At 66.3% G+C, this 16520-nt stretch carries 12 protein-coding genes; 7 read left to right on the forward strand and 5 right to left on the reverse strand.

Annotated elements, in window-relative coordinates; genetic code table 11:
* Window positions 1–129 precede the first annotated feature (129 nt).
* The 3 genes from ACLMAJ_RS07070 to ACLMAJ_RS07080 all read right to left on the reverse strand — a co-directional run bounded on the left by ACLMAJ_RS07070 (window position 130) and on the right by ACLMAJ_RS07080 (window position 4558).
* Window positions 130–1920: a choline/carnitine O-acyltransferase gene (locus tag ACLMAJ_RS07070; RefSeq protein WP_412012701.1), complete on the reverse strand. Its 1791-nt coding sequence runs from the start codon at window positions 1918–1920 to the stop codon at window positions 130–132.
* A 358-nt stretch (window positions 1921–2278) separates the two neighbouring features.
* Window positions 2279–3778: a phospho-sugar mutase gene (locus ACLMAJ_RS07075; RefSeq protein ID WP_412012702.1), complete on the reverse strand. Its 1500-nt coding sequence runs from the start codon at window positions 3776–3778 to the stop codon at window positions 2279–2281.
* Window positions 3779–4558, reverse strand: coding sequence for a purine-nucleoside phosphorylase (locus tag ACLMAJ_RS07080; protein ID WP_412012703.1), 780 nt, complete (start codon window positions 4556–4558; stop codon window positions 3779–3781). It lies immediately after the preceding gene.
* A gap of 398 nt (window positions 4559–4956) precedes the next feature.
* Here ACLMAJ_RS07080 and ACLMAJ_RS07085 point away from each other — a divergent pair, with 398 nt between their 5' ends.
* The 3 genes from ACLMAJ_RS07085 (at window position 4957) to ACLMAJ_RS07095 (ending at window position 8269) form a co-directional block, all read left to right on the forward strand.
* The gene (locus ACLMAJ_RS07085) at window positions 4957–5661 is read left to right on the forward strand and encodes an enoyl-CoA hydratase-related protein (protein WP_412012704.1); all 705 of its coding nucleotides are present in this window, start codon (window positions 4957–4959) and stop codon (window positions 5659–5661) included.
* Window positions 5662–5741: 80 nt separating this feature from the next.
* Entirely contained in the window at window positions 5742–7013 is a 1272-nt protein-coding gene (locus tag ACLMAJ_RS07090; protein WP_412012705.1) for a M20 family metallopeptidase, read from the forward strand.
* A gap of 95 nt (window positions 7014–7108) precedes the next feature.
* The gene (locus tag ACLMAJ_RS07095; protein ID WP_412012842.1) at window positions 7109–8269 is read left to right on the forward strand and encodes a M20 family metallopeptidase; all 1161 of its coding nucleotides are present in this window, start codon (window positions 7109–7111) and stop codon (window positions 8267–8269) included.
* A 308-nt stretch (window positions 8270–8577) separates the two neighbouring features.
* On the opposite strand, the gene ACLMAJ_RS07100 is transcribed toward ACLMAJ_RS07095, so the two are convergent.
* Entirely contained in the window at window positions 8578–9054 is a 477-nt protein-coding gene (locus tag ACLMAJ_RS07100) for a gamma-glutamylcyclotransferase family protein (RefSeq protein ID WP_412012706.1), read from the reverse strand.
* 169 nt (window positions 9055–9223) lie between these two features.
* Here ACLMAJ_RS07100 and ACLMAJ_RS07105 point away from each other — a divergent pair, with 169 nt between their 5' ends.
* The 4 genes from ACLMAJ_RS07105 (at window position 9224) to ACLMAJ_RS07120 (ending at window position 14374) form a co-directional block, all read left to right on the forward strand.
* The gene (locus ACLMAJ_RS07105; protein ID WP_412012707.1) at window positions 9224–10624 is read left to right on the forward strand and encodes an NAD(P)H-quinone dehydrogenase; all 1401 of its coding nucleotides are present in this window, start codon (window positions 9224–9226) and stop codon (window positions 10622–10624) included.
* A gap of 325 nt (window positions 10625–10949) precedes the next feature.
* On the forward strand, window positions 10950–11951 hold the full coding sequence (locus tag ACLMAJ_RS07110) for a hypothetical protein (RefSeq protein WP_412012708.1): 1002 nt from the start codon (window positions 10950–10952) through the stop codon (window positions 11949–11951).
* Between the two features lie 73 nt (window positions 11952–12024).
* Window positions 12025–13098, forward strand: a complete 1074-nt coding sequence (locus ACLMAJ_RS07115; protein WP_412012709.1) for a DUF8176 domain-containing protein — start codon at window positions 12025–12027, stop codon at window positions 13096–13098.
* A gap of 94 nt (window positions 13099–13192) precedes the next feature.
* On the forward strand, window positions 13193–14374 hold the full coding sequence (locus ACLMAJ_RS07120; RefSeq protein WP_412012843.1) for an aminotransferase-like domain-containing protein: 1182 nt from the start codon (window positions 13193–13195) through the stop codon (window positions 14372–14374).
* A 412-nt stretch (window positions 14375–14786) separates the two neighbouring features.
* On the opposite strand, the gene glpK is transcribed toward ACLMAJ_RS07120, so the two are convergent.
* Window positions 14787–16286 (reverse strand): glycerol kinase GlpK, encoded by a 1500-nt coding sequence (gene glpK, locus ACLMAJ_RS07125; protein WP_412012710.1) that lies wholly within the window; start codon window positions 16284–16286, stop codon window positions 14787–14789.
* Between the last annotated feature and the right edge of the window lie 234 nt (window positions 16287–16520).

The following is a 16520-nucleotide window of genomic DNA, read 5'->3' on the forward strand; positions in this document are numbered from 1 at the left end:
ACGCACAACTTCTTCGACTGCCATATGACTGTCGTATTTATCGGCGTCAGGCTGTGTGGATCGCTCACTCACGTAACACATCGCGCATCTCATGGTGACATCTATTCGACAAGTCGTCGACAAGCAATGTTAGGCGATGGATGTATTCTCGAGCAGATCGCGCAACTCTGGAATAGCGACAGAGATAGCGTGCGCGAATTGTCGCATGTCCTGTTCGATGCCCTCGAGTGTGCTGAGATATATGTTGAGGCCGCCAGGCTGCACTAGGTAGCCGATCCCGATGCATTGTGGCGATATCGGCCCGAAACCGAAGAATCGAACATTGACCGATGACACGGAACTGGTGCTGAGATAGTCATCACGCAGAATCCTCCAGCCAGGCGATTCGTAGATCGCGAGCGGTTCATCGCCGTGGTGCCGCTGGATTCGCTGTAGCTCCACGAGGTGCCGTTCGGGAGCACGCCCCGCCTGGCAGTCTCTGGTGTTGGCGACGTGCGCCCCCGCCGCGGCACGGAGCGCTTCGGCCCGAGCGGTGGCCGTGGCGGTCGAGTCGTTCATCAACGCCACGAAGTGAACGACTTCGGGGGTGACTGCCCGGAGGGCCTCTGTGCGGCCGTGCCGGTAATGCCGCACGGCAACGGATTCGTAGGTGGTGCCGAGCAATCCCCTGGACCGTTGATGAGCCAGTTGGTAAGCCACTTGCACCAACGCATCCGGCGATATTCCGAGACGTTTGGCTGTGTCCGAGCCGAAGTCGTCGAATGTCACTATCGCCGTGCTGGTCTCGCCCGTTTGCTTGTCGAAGTCGGCTGCGGCTTGCCGAACTTCCTGTCGCAGGTCCCCGTCGAGGCGGAATTCGATCGGTGATACCGCGGGAGCTCGGCCGGGCTTGTCGGCTGAGATGGTTGTCGCACTCGCCAGTATTGCGTCGCAGAAGCTGGCCACGGTGGTTCCGTCCAGGCCGGACTCCTCGATGTTGACCCCTGCGCGACCATCGGCGAACACGATGAATGTCAACGCTTTGTCGTACCAGCGGTTCCCGGCGTCACCATGCAGGAGTTGGCTACAGGCCGAGAGTTCGTCTTCGGGCGCGAAGTCCTCGAGCGCGACGCAAAAAAGCGCCGTTTCGATCGTCTCGAGCGCGGCGACATTGTCCGAATCTTCGAGGAGGGCCTGGCGGGTCTTCGCCCAAGCCGCGCGCGGTTGTGTTGTCAGCGCTCCCAGCGACGGCTCCGCGGCCGGATCGGCTCCCCTGATCGCGTCCAGCCCGGCGATCAAGTCCTCGATCGGATGCGGGGTGCCGTCAGCGGCGAGGATGTCCATGCGGAACGCATGACGACGGAAATGCACGACAACGTGCCTGGCCGTTGACGGGCCGGGTTCCGCGGCGCTGTAGGCGGAGCGCACAGCGTCGCATTCGATGCCGGGGATCCTGGTCGTGGAGAACAAGCGCCTGTTCTGATGCATGGACACTGGCCGGCCGCGCAGCATCACGGGCGATACCATCTCGGCGTCGAGTTCGAGTTTGTACTCGGCGGTGCGCACGATCAGTTCGGCGGCACGTTCGAGTTGCCCACGCTCCGAGTCGGTGAACAAGAAGAAGGAATTCGCGTTGAACGCGATACTGTCCCGATAGCCGAGATGGCGAGACGCCCAGAACGCGTCGAGCCAACTGTGGACGCCGGGTGTCCGATCGAATCGCTCGATCTCGTCCTGCCACGTCCGTGCCGGACTGTCCGGCGCGAGGAACTGTTCCACGGCCGCTGCCGTGGCAGTCAGGTCATCGTCGGTCAGCAACGGCGAACATCGCCCCAGAAATCGCTCGCACGTTTCCTCCAATGTCGGGATGGGCAGCCGCGGCAGTTGCTCGTCGTAATCGAAAGTGCTGAAGGACATCTCGGCGGCGAGTCGCTCGTTCACGGTCAGATTTTCTCATCGTCACCGCAGCGGCCGACTCCAACGGTGGGAATGCCGGACAAGGCTATTGCGGTTGAGCGGCGAACCTCGTCCTCGGCCACTCCGCCAGCAGATCGATCCCGGAAACCGCTTCTACGACAACGGAATCAAACAACTCCAACCTCATCCGCAACTATCGGTCACCACCTCATCGGCCTTGGCCGGTGGCTAGCGGCCGGTGGATCCGGTCGTGTGGTGGGTGGTGCTGGATCGGCGAATGACGTTGTGAGCGAATAAGATTCGGTACTGTTGATGTGCGATGAAAGGGCGGTTCGAGACGCCACTCGGCTACCGTTGATCGCAATCGTATTGCTCTGCGAGGCTACTTTGTGAGTTGCTCGCAGAAGGTGCGGATGGCGGAGAGGTGTTGCGCTGCGGTCATTTTTGCCGAGGCCAAGGTCGCGGGGGTCGGTGCCGGCTCGACGACTTCCACGTAGCACTTGAGTTTTGGTTCGGTGCCGGAGGGGCGGATTACGATGCGAGACGTGGCGCCCTCGAAAATTAGTGCGTCGGTACGCATTCGTCCGCGCACCAGGAGCATGTCGGTGCATTTCACCGGCTCGCCCGCGATCTCGGCCGGTGGTGTCGTGCGCAACCGGGCCACCACATCCGCCGCCGCGGCCGGGTCCGGCAGGCGCAGTGCGACCTGGTCGACCGCATGCAGGCCGAATTCGATTGCGTAGTCGTCGAGTTCGTCGGCGAGGGTGCGGCCGACGGCCTTCAGTCGGGCAACCAGATCGGCGGCGAGCACGGCCGCGGAGATGCCGTCCTTGTCTCGGACGGTTGCCGGGTCTACGCAGTGGCCGATCGCTTCCTCGTAGGCGTAGACCAGGCCATCGCCTGCTCGGGCCAGCCATTTGAAGCCGGTGAGCGTTTCGGCGTAGCGGGCGCCCCGGGACGCGGCGAGCTTGGACAGCAGCCGCGAGGAGACGATTGTGGTGGCCACCAACGAGTTCGGTGCCGCAGTGCGCAGCACGTAATCACCGAGCAGCACACCGGTTTCATCGCCGCGCAGCATGCGCCAGCCATCGGCGGTCGGGATGCCGACAGCGCATCGGTCCGCATCCGGATCCAAAGCAATGGCGATATCCGCGCCGATCCGCTCGGCGGTGGCGAGCAAAAGGTCGGTGGCGCCGGGTTCTTCGGGATTCGGGAAGGCGACAGTGGGGAAGTCGGCGTCCGGTGCGAATTGTTCGCCGACGACATGCAAGTGCGCGAATCCGGCGTCCGTGAGTGCTTTCACCGCGGTGTCGCCGCCGACGCCGTGCAGCGCGGTGAGCACGATACGGATATCGGAGCGTTCGCCGGGGCCGCCGATCAGTTCCGGCAGCCGGGTCACACGGTCGAGGTAGCGTCGCACCAGATCGTCATCGGCTGCGGTCACCGTAGCGCGGGCAATCGGTTCGGGTACCGCCTCGATGCAGCGCTCGATCTCGGTGTCGGCAGGCGCGATCAGTTGCGCGCCACCGTCGAGATAGACCTTGTAGCCGTTGTCCGTCGCAGGGTTATGCGAGGCGGTGATCTGTACTCCGGCAACGGCTCCCAGTTCCCGAACCGCGAACGCGACAATCGGCGTCGGCAGTGGACGCGGCAGCAGCGTCACCGGAAAGCCCGCGGCGGCAAAGATTTCCGCGGTGGCGATGGCGAATTCGGCGGACCCGTGACGAGCGTCGCGACCGACAACCACCGCGCCACCGCCGAGACAGCGGTCACGCAACCATGCGGTGAGACCGGCCGTCGTCCTGCTCACGGTGGTCAGGTTCATGCCGTCGGGGCCGTCCTGAATGGGCCCGCGCAGCCCAGCAGTGCCGAAGCGCAGCATCTACAGCCGTTCCAGCACGCCGCGCAACAGTTTGCCGAGGCGCGGTGCCGCGGCATGTCCCTCGGCGAGCACCTCGGCGTGTGAAAGGTGCGCACCGGTGACACCGGCGGCCAGATTGGTGACCAGCGAGATGCCGAGCACCCGCGCACCGAGCGCCCGACAGGCGATGGCCTCGAGCACCGTCGACATGCCGACAAGGTCGGCGCCGATCGTGCGCAGCATCCGGATCTCGGCGGGCGTCTCATACTGCGGTCCGGTCAGGCCGGCATACACGCCCTCGGTCAGGCTCGGATCGATTTCCTTTGCCAGCGCGCGCAACTCGGGATCCCAGGCATCGACAAGGTCGACGAAGGTGGCCCCGGTCAGCGGCGTACGGCCGGTGAGATTCAGATGATCGCCGATCAACACCGGCTCACCGACATACAACCCGTCACGGATGCCACCCGCCGCATTCGTCAGCACCACGGTCTCGGCTCCGGCGGCGATGGCAGCGGTCACCGGATGCACGACCTCGGCCGGTTGGTAACCCTCGTACAGATGCTGGCGGCCCATCAGCAGCAGCACCGGGGTGTCATCGACAGCAACGGAATGCACCATGCCGACATGTCCCTGCGCACTGGGCGTCCCGAACCCGGGCAGCTCCGGCATCGGCACCGACGCGGTCGGCGCCCCGATCTCCGCCGCGGCCTCCTGCCACCCAGATCCGAGCACCACCGCAACCCGGTGACGCTCGACTCCCGTACGTTCGGCGATCGCCTCGGCGGCCTGTTCGGCAAGCATGAGGTCACGATAGCTCTGTTTGTTTTGCAGCGCCTGCGGCGCTGCGTGTTCGCGGCCCCGAAGGCTCGCGTCCGAGCGGCCGAGACTCGCGCCTGCGGCGCATGCGCTTCGGCCGCTCGGACGCGAGCCGGCCGCGAACGTCGCTCGTAAGACTCGCTCCGTGGTGGGGGCGTGGTCGGAGATTCTTGCGATTTCGGGAGAGGGCGTTCGGTTGTCTCGGAGGGGTCGGGGCGCGAACGGTGCGGTCGATGGCGATGGCGATGGCGATGGCGATGGCGATGGCGATGGCGATGGCGATGGCGATGGTCGGGACGGCGTGTCTGTGCGTTGTTTCGCGCCCTCCGAGCGCAAGCTACCCGCGAGTAGGGGTTGTGCTCCGCACCCGATACGCTGCACGCATGGCGTATCTGTCGCGTGAAGGAGATGTGTTCGTCGTCTACCTCGGGAACGAGGGGCAGACCGACAGTGAGAACCGCTTCCATCCGGATTGGATCAACGAATTCCACGGCCTGCTCGATGAGGTCGAGGCATCGGAGGGGCCCGCGGCCCTGGTTACCACCGCGACCGGGAAGTTCTACAGCAACGGTCTCGACACCGATTGGCTGTTCGCCAACCTGGACAAGATGCACGGCTACCTGGACCGAGTGCACTCGCTCTATACCCGGCTGCTCGCCTTCCCGATGCCGACGGTCGCCGCGATCAACGGCCACGCCTTCGGGGCGGGCGCGATGCTCGCCACCTCGCACGACTTCCGTGTGATGCGCGAAGACCGCGGCTTCTACTGCTTGCCCGAGGTGCACCTCGGCATGCCGTTCACCGTTGGTATGAACGCACTGCTGACCGAGCGGCTCTCCAACCAGGTCGCTCTGGAGGCCATGACCACCGCCCACCGCTACGGCGCCGATCAGGCGATCGCCGCGGGCATCGTCGACGACAAGGCCGATGCCGAGGCGTTGCTGGGTGCCGCCGTCGCGCGGGCGTCGATACTCGCCGGCAACCGCAAGCCGAACCTGCCGGTGATCAAGCGCGCGCTGCATGCCAAGGCGCTGGCGGGCCTCGCTACCCCGACCACCCCGGAGAACCTGGCGTTCGCCGCCGGATAACCACTGCTCACGCCCTGATGTGGGCGGTCGGACCGACGCAGGCTGCGCCCTATCGCCAGCACAGTGCGACACTGTGTTCCATGCCCCCACCGCGCAGCGGACTCCCTGATTCGCGCAGCGACCACCACGCTGCGCGCCAGGGTGCGGCTGATCGTTTCGAGCGACCGGCAAGCAATCACTACGGCAAGGCGGGCGCCGCGATCACTTCCGCGGCCGCGGAAGTGATCGCTCTCTCGCACGCGATCCATGCCGAGCCGGAGCTGGCATTCGAGGAAACCCGCAGCGTCGCCAAGACCATCGCGCCGCTCGCCGAGCGCGGCTTCGAGATCGAGATGGGTGTCGCGGAGTTGCCGACCGCCTTCCGCGCCAGTTATGGCAGCGGGGAGCTGAAGGTCGGCATCTGCGCGGAATACGACGCGTTGCCGGAGATCGGACATGCCTGCGGGCACAACATCATTGCCGCTGCGGCGGTCGGCGCGGGCATCGGCCTCGCCGAGGTTGCCGACGCCCTCGGTATCACCGTCGTTGTGCTCGGCACGCCCGCCGAGGAGAGCGGCGGCGGCAAGGTGCTGATGCTCGAGCGCGGCGCCTTCGACGACATCGCGATGGCGATGATGGTGCATCCTGGTCCGTTCGACATCGTCGACGCGCGATCACTGGCCCTCGCGGACCTGTCGGTGACCTTCCACGGGCGCGAGGCGCACGCGAGCGCCGCGCCGGAGCTCGGCCGCAACGCGGGCGACGCGGTGACGATCGCGCAGGTAGCGCTGGGATTGCTGAGGCAGCATCTCCTGCCTGGACAGCAACTGCACGGTATAGTCAGCAACGGTGGCGTAGCCCCCAACATTGTGCCCGGACGTGCGGAACTGCTGTATTACCTACGCGCAGTCGACTCCGTATCCCTCGACACGTTGATGCGACGAGCGTCGGCTTGTTTCGAGGCGGGTGCTCTGGGGACCGGCTGCACACACGAAATCCGGACGGTTGCGCCGACATATACCGAGCTAACTCCCGATCCAGGATTATTGTTTGCCTATCGCGAGCAGATCGTCGAATTGGGCCGGGTGCCGATCGCACCGGAGCTCGAAGCGCTGCGACCGCTCGGGAGTACGGACATGGGCAACGTCACCAACGTCATTCCGGGCATCCATCCGGTCATCGGCATAGATGCCGGTGGGGCGGTGACACATCAGCCCGGCTTCGCCGCGGCGAGTATCAACGCTTCGGCCGATCGCGCGGTAACCGATGGCGCGCTCGCGCTCGCGCGTACCGCTATCGCCGTCGTTTGCGATGAAGAAGACAGAGGCAGGTTGTTGCAACGGCTCGTTCAACGACAGGAGGAAACTCGGTGAGCACTACCGGCCGTTTGGCGGGGCGAGCGAAGGGCCCGCAGGCGGTGGCCTGCGTAACCACGGAGAGCCCAGGTAACGCCGAATCGTCGGCCGCCGTGCGAACCGGGCAGGAAGTAGTCGAGGCGTGGCTGGCCGAGCACACGGTCGATCTCGTCCATTGGCGCAGGCATATCCACGCGAACCCGGAGCTTTCCCGCACCGAGTTCGCCACCACCGAGTTCGTCTCGGCGTGGCTGACGAAGGCCGGGCTTTCGTTCAAGGTGCTTCCCGGCGGCACCGGGCTCATCTGTGACATCGGGCCGGACGGACCGCGGATCGGACTGCGCGCCGATATGGACGCCCTCCCGCTGCAAGAGTTCACCGGCCTCAGCTTCGCCTCCACCGTGCCGGGGGTGTCGCATGCCTGTGGGCACGACGCGCACACCACGATTCTGCTCGGCACCGCGCTCGCGCTTGCCGACGCCGACCTGCCGCAGGGCGTGCGGCTGGTATTCCAGCCCGCCGAGGAAGTCATGCCGGGCGGTGCGATCGATGTGGTGGCCACCGGAGCCATGGAGGGCGTCGAGCGGATCTTCGCGCTGCACTGTGATCCTCGGCTGGAAGTCGGGCGCGTCGGCGTCCGGGTCGGTGCGATCACCTCGGCCGCCGACACCATCGAGCTTGTGCTCGATTCGCCGGGCGGGCACACCTCACGGCCGCACCTGACCAGTGACCTCGTCTACGCGATCGGCACCGTGATCACCGGTCTGCCGGGACTGCTCAGCCGTCGTATCGATCCACGCACCAGCACCGTGATGGTGTGGGGCGCGGTCAGCGCCGGCAAGGCGCCCAACGCGATTCCACAGACCGGCATGCTCATCGGCACCGTACGCACCGGAGATCACGCGACCTGGTCGCTGCTGGAGCCGATGGTGCGCGAGATCGTGGACGGCCTGCTCGCCCCGACCGGTGTGCGGTACCAGCTGAACTACAAGCGTGGCGTGCCGCCGGTGGTCAACGACGAGCAGTCGACGCGGATGTTCGAGGACGCGATCCGCGATATCGGTCCCGACGCGCTGGCCGACACCATGCAGTCCGGCGGCGGCGAGGACTTCTCCTGGTATCTGGAGGAGGTGCCGGGCGCGATGGCGCGCCTCGGCGTCTGGTCCGGTCACGGTGAGCAGCTCGACCTGCACCAGCCGACGTTCGACATCGACGAGCGGGCGCTCGCGGTCGGTGTCCGAGTGCTGAGCAACATCGTCCTGCAAGCGGGTTGAGCGACAAACCACGCTCATAGCGCACCGGCCGAACCGCGCCCGGCCGGTGCGAAGCAGTCGAACCCTGCCCGGCTGGTGCGAAGCCGTCGAACCGCGCACGGCCGGTGCGAAGCCGTCGAACCGCGCACGGCCGGTGCGAAGCCGTCGAACCGCGCACGGCCGGTGCGAAGCCGTCGAACCGCGCACGGCCGGTGCGAAGCTTGTCGAACCGCGCACGGCCGGAGCGAAGCCGTCGAACCGCGCACGGCCGGAGCGAAGGCGGAGGTACGCCTGTCGGGTTCGGCCGCTTCGCTATGGCGGGTGTCGGGTCAGCCGAAGTTGCCCGGCCCCACGTTGCGACTGTTGCGGGTGCGCAAGGAATGCACATAGTCCTCGGGCGCGCCCGCCTTCTCGGCCGCGTCGGCGATCACGCCGATGTAGCGCGCCGATGGCAGGCCGCCCTCGTAGGCGTCCAGCACATAGAGCCAGGCGAGGATCGGCGGTGCGCCGCTGCCCGGGTTCGGTGATACGCGTAGTCGGACCTTGCGGTGGATTCCGAAATCGGAGCCCTCCCAACGGTCCAGGCGCTGCTCGTCCTCCGGCGAGACGTCGTAGAGCACGACGAAGACCCGGGATCCCGGCTCCTCGACGACGGTGGCCAGCGGTCCCTCCCAGCCGATGTCGTCGCCACTGAAGGTCAGACGCCAGCCCTCCAACCAGCCCGTACCGGACATGGGGGAGTGCGGACAGCGCTCGAGCATCTGGGACGAGTCCATGTTCGACCCGTAGGCGGCGTAGATCGGCACCAGCAAAGGGTATCCAATAACTGCCGAACATCGACTCCATCCCGTCAGATGTCCGTCTTGTGCGCGCCGCCCTTGCTGCCGCAACCGCGCGAAGCAGCGGCAAACCGCCCCAGCTAACGTTGTCCGAGGTACCGGAGATCCCGGTCGAACTGCTCGAGCGGAGGTATCCATGACCCGCATCGCGATCATCGGTGGCGGACCGGCCGGCTACGAAGCGGCGCTGGTCGCGGCGCAGCACGGCGCGGCGGTGACTTTGATTGATTCCGACGGCATCGGCGGCGCGTGCGTGCTGTGGGACTGTGTGCCCTCGAAGACATTCATCGCATCTACCGGCGTGCGCACCGACCTGCGTCGCGCCCGTGACCTGGGCATCACCCTCGATCCCAGTCAGGCGACCATCCAGCTGCCAGAGGTGAACGCGCGTGTGAAAGCGCTTGCGCTCGCGCAGTCTTCCGACATCAGGTCGAAGCTGCAGACCGTCGGGGTGACGGTGCTCGCGGGGCGCGGACAGCTGATCGACGCCGCGTCCGGCCTTGCCGCGCATCAGGTACGCGCCATTCTGGACAGCGGCGAGGAGCGGGTTGTCGAGGCCGAGGTGGTGTTGATCGCCACAGGCGCGAGCCCGCGCGTGTTGCCCGGTGCCGAGCCGGACGGCGAGCGCATCCTGAATTGGCGCCAGCTCTACGACCTGGAGGAGCTGCCGGAGACCCTGGTTGTGGTCGGTTCCGGTGTCACCGGCGCCGAATTCGTATCGGCGTACACCGAAATGGGTGTGCACGTGCGGCTGGTGTCCAGCCGCGACCGGGTGCTGCCCGGCGAGGACGCGGACGCCGCGCTCGTGCTGGAGGACGCGCTCGCCGAGCGCGGTGTCGAGCTGGTCAAGCACGCGCGCGCCGACGCGGTGGAGCGCACCGCCGACGGCATCGTGGTCAAACTGTCCGATGGCAGGACCGTCACAGGTACCCACGCACTGATGACCGTCGGTTCCACTCCCAATACCGATGATCTCGGTCTGGACCGGGTCGGCATCGAGCTCGACCGCGGCTATCTGCGGGTGGACCGGGTCTCGCGCACCTCGGTTCCCGGCATCTACGCCGCGGGCGACTGCACCGGGCTGCTGCCGCTCGCCTCGGTGGCCGCGATGCAGGGCCGTATCGCGATGTATCACGCGCTGGGTGAGGGCGTCAGCCCGATCCGGCTGAAGACCGTCGCTTCTGCGGTGTTCACCCGTCCGGAGATCGCGACCGTCGGTGTCAGCCAGACCGCCATCGATAACGGCGAGACGCCGGCCCGCACGGTGATGCTGCCGTTGAACACCAATCCGCGCGCCAAGATGTCGGGCTTGCGCCGAGGTTTCGTGAAGATCTTTTGCAGGCCCGCGACCGGCGTGGTGATCGGCGGTGTCGTGGTGGCCCCCATCGCCTCGGAGCTGATCCTGCCGATCGCCCTGGCGGTACAGAACAATCTGACCGTCAACGATCTTGCCCAAACCTTCTCGGTATATCCGTCTCTGACCGGCTCGGTCACCGAAGCCGCGCGCCTGCTGATGCGCCACGACGACTTGGACTGATCGACGGAGATCGGTGCCGCTGCCGGTCGAGGTCGGGAGCACTGATGACGCCTGCGTGAGTGTTCCTGGTGTTGGGCATATTTCATTGCGTTGCCAGTGCGGCTCACATGTGGTTCACTTCCCGCAGAGATGCGATCGGAGGGCGGTCGCGTGGTTCTGTGTTGGGGGGATCGATCCTTTCCAAACGGGATACGGCGAATGGCCCTGAAGCTGTTCGGCGGCCGTGCGTCTCACCAGAGATAACTGAGTGCGACCGGTTCGGTCGGACCCGGGAAGGGATTTGCGAAAAGTGAAACATCGTAAGCCGAGTCGGGCGCAGCGAGCGATGGCGAGTACATCGTTGCCGCTTGCCACCGCGGCCGCAGTGGCCACTCTCTTCGCGGCGCCGGCGGGGGCAGTTCCCAACGAGCCGACCACACCAACAGCACCTGCACCGGCGCCTGCGCAGCCGGGGGTGACCGACGCGCCGGAAGACCAGGGGCAGCCGGAAACCACCAAGCCGGAGCCGAACAAGCCTGAACCAGGCAAGCCGGAGTCCAAGCCGACACCGAGCCAGCCGGGTGTCACGACTCCGGACCCGAACCAGGTGATGCCGAATCCGCCGAAGGATCCGAAGCTCGCCGCGCCGACTCAGCCGGGTGTCACCACTCCGCGTATCGCGCCGCTGCCGGTTCCTGGTCAGCCGGGCCTCGCCCAGCCTGCCGTGGTGCCGGATCCAGCTCCCGGCAATCCGAAGCCTGTCGAGCCGGGTGCGACCAAGCCGGGTACGCCGGGCACAGCGCCTGGCACCGACTCGAATGTCGAGGCGACACAGCCCGAATCGCAGACCCTGGTGCAGCAGCCGCCGCGCTGGCAGGCGCCGCAGCTGAAGACAGCGCCCGCCGCTCCGGTCGTCGAGATGACCGGTCCGCACGCGGAGATCGGTGCGAACATCGATGGCGGTGCGCTGGCGCCCGGCTTCGTTGCCAACACTCACCACTTCAACAATGCGGCGGGCTATGTCGGCACCGTCGGCTACCGCACCCCGACCGGTGCGGGCGAGGCCGGTGTTTCGGTCGAGTACGTCGACTCCAACACCATCAAGCTCACCAGCTACACCGGTGGCGAGGGGTTGGCCGACAACAAGAACGCTGTAGTTCTCGATACCACCGAGCTGAACAAGGCGAAGGCGGCTGTCGAGCACTGGATCGCGGCCCAACCGGGTGGCGCGGCTGCCCTCGAAGCCGCGGCGCAAGTTAAACTTCCCGTGCAGTCGGGCGAGGTGCTTCCGCAGACGGTCAACGTGGCTGGTGTCACCACTCAGTGGGGTGGCTCGCTCCAGTACTGACACGAGCTGATTCGACGGGTGGGGCGGTCGTTCGCGACCGCCCCACACGTGTGTCCTGGGGAAAGGATTTGGCGTGGGTTCCGAGGACGATAAAGAATCCGACCAGTCGAGATCGGACTTCGGCCCGCCGGTAGGTGATTTCGGTCCGCCGATGGGCGAATTCGGTCCGCCGATGGGTGATTTCGGTCCGCCGGTAGACGAGTTCGGTCCGCCGATGGACGACTTCGGTCCGCCGACGAGCGGGCAGCCCCCGCAGTGGTCGGAGCCGGTTGCCGAACACCCCGAGCTGATCTGGCGCCCTGCGGACGAACCGCCGACGGTGCCGCCACCGTCCCCGCAGTATCGGGCGCCGGACACCACGGTCTTTCCCGATACGCCGCCACCCTTCACCCCCGCGCCCGGGGCCCCGCGGCCCCCGGCCGCCACCGATGAGGACGTCACCGTCCGTCACCAGGTGGCGCCACCCGGCGAGCGCGACACCTGGTGGAATCAGCCGACCGAAACCGGCGGTGTGCCGACGCCACCGCCTACCCCGGAGTCGGTCCTGTCGTGGTCGGACGATCCCATCGCCAAGCGCTTGGCTCCGAGCGCCATCCCGACTCCGGTGTTCACACCGAACCGAAAGAAGAGTTCACGAGGCCGCTGGATCGTCCTCGGCTCGGTCGCGGCGATCGCGGTCGTCGGCGCGTTGGTGGCGACCATTATCGCGGTGAATCGCGATAGCGGCGGCGGTTCGGCGGCGCTACCGCCACCACCGGCCACGCCGACGGCCGCGCTGAGCTGCCCGGCCAGCAACGACGGCAAGGTGACTGTCGGCAACGGTGCCGGCGACACCAATAGCGGACCGGGCGCGATTCTCGGCTTCCAATACGCGTACTACGTCGAGCGCAGTGGCGAGCGGGCCCGCAGCTACCTCGCGGCGGATGCGGAGTACCTGTCGCCCGCGGAGGTCCTCCAGAAAGCCATCAACGACGAGATCCCGGTGGGCACGACGCATTGCGTGCGGATCACCGCGACCGCCCAGGACGCCTACGATGTGGACCTAACCGAACACCGTGCCGACGGCACGACCATCGTGTATCCGCAAACGGTCCTGACGGTCGACCGGGACGGCAAGAAGTTATTGTTCGCGGTCAGGCAGCGGTGACTAGTTCCCATCATATGGGAACTAGTTTCATATTCTGGTATTGGATCTGAGACAGTTGAGGTCTCGTGTATCCATGGCGTCCCCGGAGGTGCGCATGCCACCGACCAACCCACCGCTCGCAGCCAAGCTCGCTGGTCTGCAGAGTTCCGCGATCCGCGATCTGCTGAAGCTCACCACCCGAGCCGACGTGATCAGCCTGGCGGGCGGGCTTCCCGATGCCGCGCTGATGCCGCGCGAACGGATCGCCGCTGCCGCGGAGACCGCGCTGAGCAATTCGAGCTGCCTGCAATACACCGAATCGCCGGGCTGGGCGCCGCTGCGCGCCGTACTCGCCGAGCGCGAGTCGGCCCGGCTCGGCCGCGTCGTCCCGGTCGAGGAAGTGTTCGTCACCCACGGCTCGCAACAGGCGCTGTCGCTGCTCGCCGAGGTGCTGCTGGATCCCGGCGCACTGGTGATCGTCGAGGATCCGGCGTATGTCGGTGCGTTGCAAGTGTTCCGGGCGGCCGGGGCGCGGATCGTCGCGGTGCCGCTGGACGCCGACGGCATGCGGGTCGACGTGCTCGCGGAGCTACTCGCGCGCGGCGAACGTCCCGCCTTCGTGCACACCGTCAGCAACTTCCACAATCCCGGCGGAGTGACGATGAGCCCACAGCGTCGTCGCGAATTGGCGGAACTGGCCGATGCGCACGGCTTCTGGGTGATCGAGGACGATCCGTACGGCGAACTGTGGTTCGACAGTCCCGCGCCCGAGCCGGTTGCCACCTACTCGCGCAACGTGATTCGGCTTTCCAGCGCCTCGAAGATCCTCTCACCCAGTCTGCGCGTCGGCTGGATGGTCGCACCGGACAGAGTCTGCCGCGGGGTGGAACTGCTGAAACAGGGAGCGGACCTCTGCGGTTCGGCACTCACCCAGCAGATCGCTGCCGAGCTACTTGCCGACGAGACCTGGCTCACCGCCCACGTCGATAGCGTTCGCACCGCCTATGGCGCCAGGGCCAAGGCCCTGGTACACGCCGCGCGCGACCGCTTCGGTGCTCGGATCGTCTGCACCGAGGCGGCCGGCGGCATGTTCGTATGGGCCGACTTCACCGACGGCACCGATACCCAGGCGCTGCTCCCGCGCGCACTGGCCGAAGGCGTCGCCTATGTCCCCGGCTCGGCCTTCGCGGTCGAGGGCGGCTATCGCAACTCGATCCGCATGTGCTTCACCACCTCGGATGCCGCGACACTGACCGAGGCCATCGAACGCTTGGCTCGTGCCGGTGTGAATAAGTGACTGCCGCACCATCTTTCGGTCCACCGCGTTGATCGATCCTATTGCTGTGGGGCGGCCGCTGCGGTAGCGTCCGTATTTGATCTCATGGGAGGGGAATCAATTCATGATCGCAAAATTTATTACGGGTGCTCTTATCGCAGGGGGCTTGGTCTTTCTTGCGCCGGGTATTGCTGAGGCGGGTCCTTGTCAGCCGGTGACAACCGACTGCCCGCCGCCGCCTCCGCCCTGTCAGCCAGTGACGACGTGGTGTCCGCCCGCCGTCGCTCTGCCGCAATCCGAGTTCTAGTCCGGACCATCGCGGCGTAGCCGTGGGCCGCATCGCGGCCCACGGCTTCCGCGCTTCGGTGATGTCACGACCAGTTGCCGCTCGCACAATGGCAAATATGTTGTGCCACTGGCGGGTTCGGGATAGTCAAGAGGCCCAGTTGTAGGTTCGTTCCACAGCCTTGTTCCACTCTGTCAGCTGATGGTCGCGGTCCTCGGCGGACATGGTCGGTCGCCAGGTCTTATCGGCGGCCCAATTGGCGCGGATGTCATCGGTACTCGGCCAGAAGCCGACCGCGAGACCTGCGGCGTATGCCGCACCGAGAGCGGTGGTTTCGTTGACCACCGGGCGCACCACGGGGACGTCGAGAATGTCGGATTGGAATTGCATGAGCAGGTCGTTTCCGACCATGCCGCCGTCCACCTTCAATGTCGTCAGCTCCAGGTCGAGGTGCTCGGATTCGGCATCCGCGCGCATGGCGTCCACCACCTCGCGGGTCTGAAACGCGGTGGACTCCAGCACCGCTCGCGCCAGGTGGCCCTTATTGACGAAGCGGGTGAGCCCGGCGATCACGCCGCGTGCGTCCGGACGCCAACGCGGCGCGAACAGCCCGGAAAACGCGGGCACGATGTAGGCGCCGCCATTGTCCTCGACGCTGCGCGCCAGCGGCTCGATTTCCGCTGCCGTGGAGATGATCCCGAGGTTGTCGCGCAACCATTGCACCAGTGAGCCGGTGACCGCGATCGAGCCCTCCAGCGCGTACACGGCAGGCTCGGTGCCGAGCCGATAGCACACGGTGGTGAGCAGTCCGTGCTTGCTGAGCACCGGCGTCGAACCGGTGTTCAAAAGCATGAAATTGCCGGTGCCATAGGTGTTCTTGGCCTCGCCGGGAGCCAGGCAGGCTTGGCCGAAAGTCGCCGCCTGCTGGTCGCCGAGGATGCCGGCGACCGGAGTACCCGCCAACGGTCCCGCCGTGATCTCCGCGTACACCTCCGACGAACTGCGAATCTCCGGCAGCATCGCCTGTGGCACACCGAATTCCGCGCAGATCTCCGGATCCCATCGCAACGTGCGCAGATCCATCAGCATGGTGCGCGAAGCATTGGTCACGTCGGTGATGTGCTCGCCGGTGAGGTTCCACAGCACCCAGCTGTCCATTGTGCCGAAACACAGCTCGCCCGCCTCGGCGCGTTCCACGGCACCGTCGACATGATCGAGAATCCAGCGCAATTTCGGCCCGGCGAAGTAGGTGGACAGCGGCAACCCGGTGCGATCCTGATAGCGGGTCGCGCCGTATTCGCCGCCCAACTCGGTCACCAGCCGGTCGGTGCGGGTGTCCTGCCAGACTATGGCGTTGTAAATCGGTTTGCCCGTCGCGCGCTCCCACACCACCGTCGTCTCGCGCTGGTTGGTCACCCCGACCGCGGCTATGTCGTCCGCGCCGAGGTCGGTGGTCCGCAATACTTCACCGAGCACGAATGCGGTATTGCGCCAGATGGTTTCCGGGTCGTGCTCGACCCAGCCGGGTCGGGGGAAGATCTGCTCGTGCTCGCGTTGGGCAACGCCGACAACGCGGCCCTGTCTGTCGAAAACCATGCAGCGACTCGAGGTCGTGCCTTGATCGATGGCGGCCACATAGCGACGCATTCGTGCAGGCTACTCAATGCTGTGCGTGCTGCGTATGAAACGACGCGACGCGTTGCGTATCGCGCGCGCCGCCGTCACATCGCGGGGCCGGTATGGCCGGACTACTGTAAATCTTGGTTACCGGCGGGTAGCGTCCAGCGACACGGTCGGTGCCACGGCCGGGGGTTGCACCTCGACTCGCATAGCCTGTACCAGAGCAGCTCGATCGTGTGCCCGCGAAGACCACAACGTCGT

The sequence above is a fragment of the Nocardia arseniciresistens genome, from assembly GCF_046764875.1.
GTDB lineage: Bacteria > Actinomycetota > Actinomycetes > Mycobacteriales > Mycobacteriaceae > Nocardia > Nocardia arseniciresistens.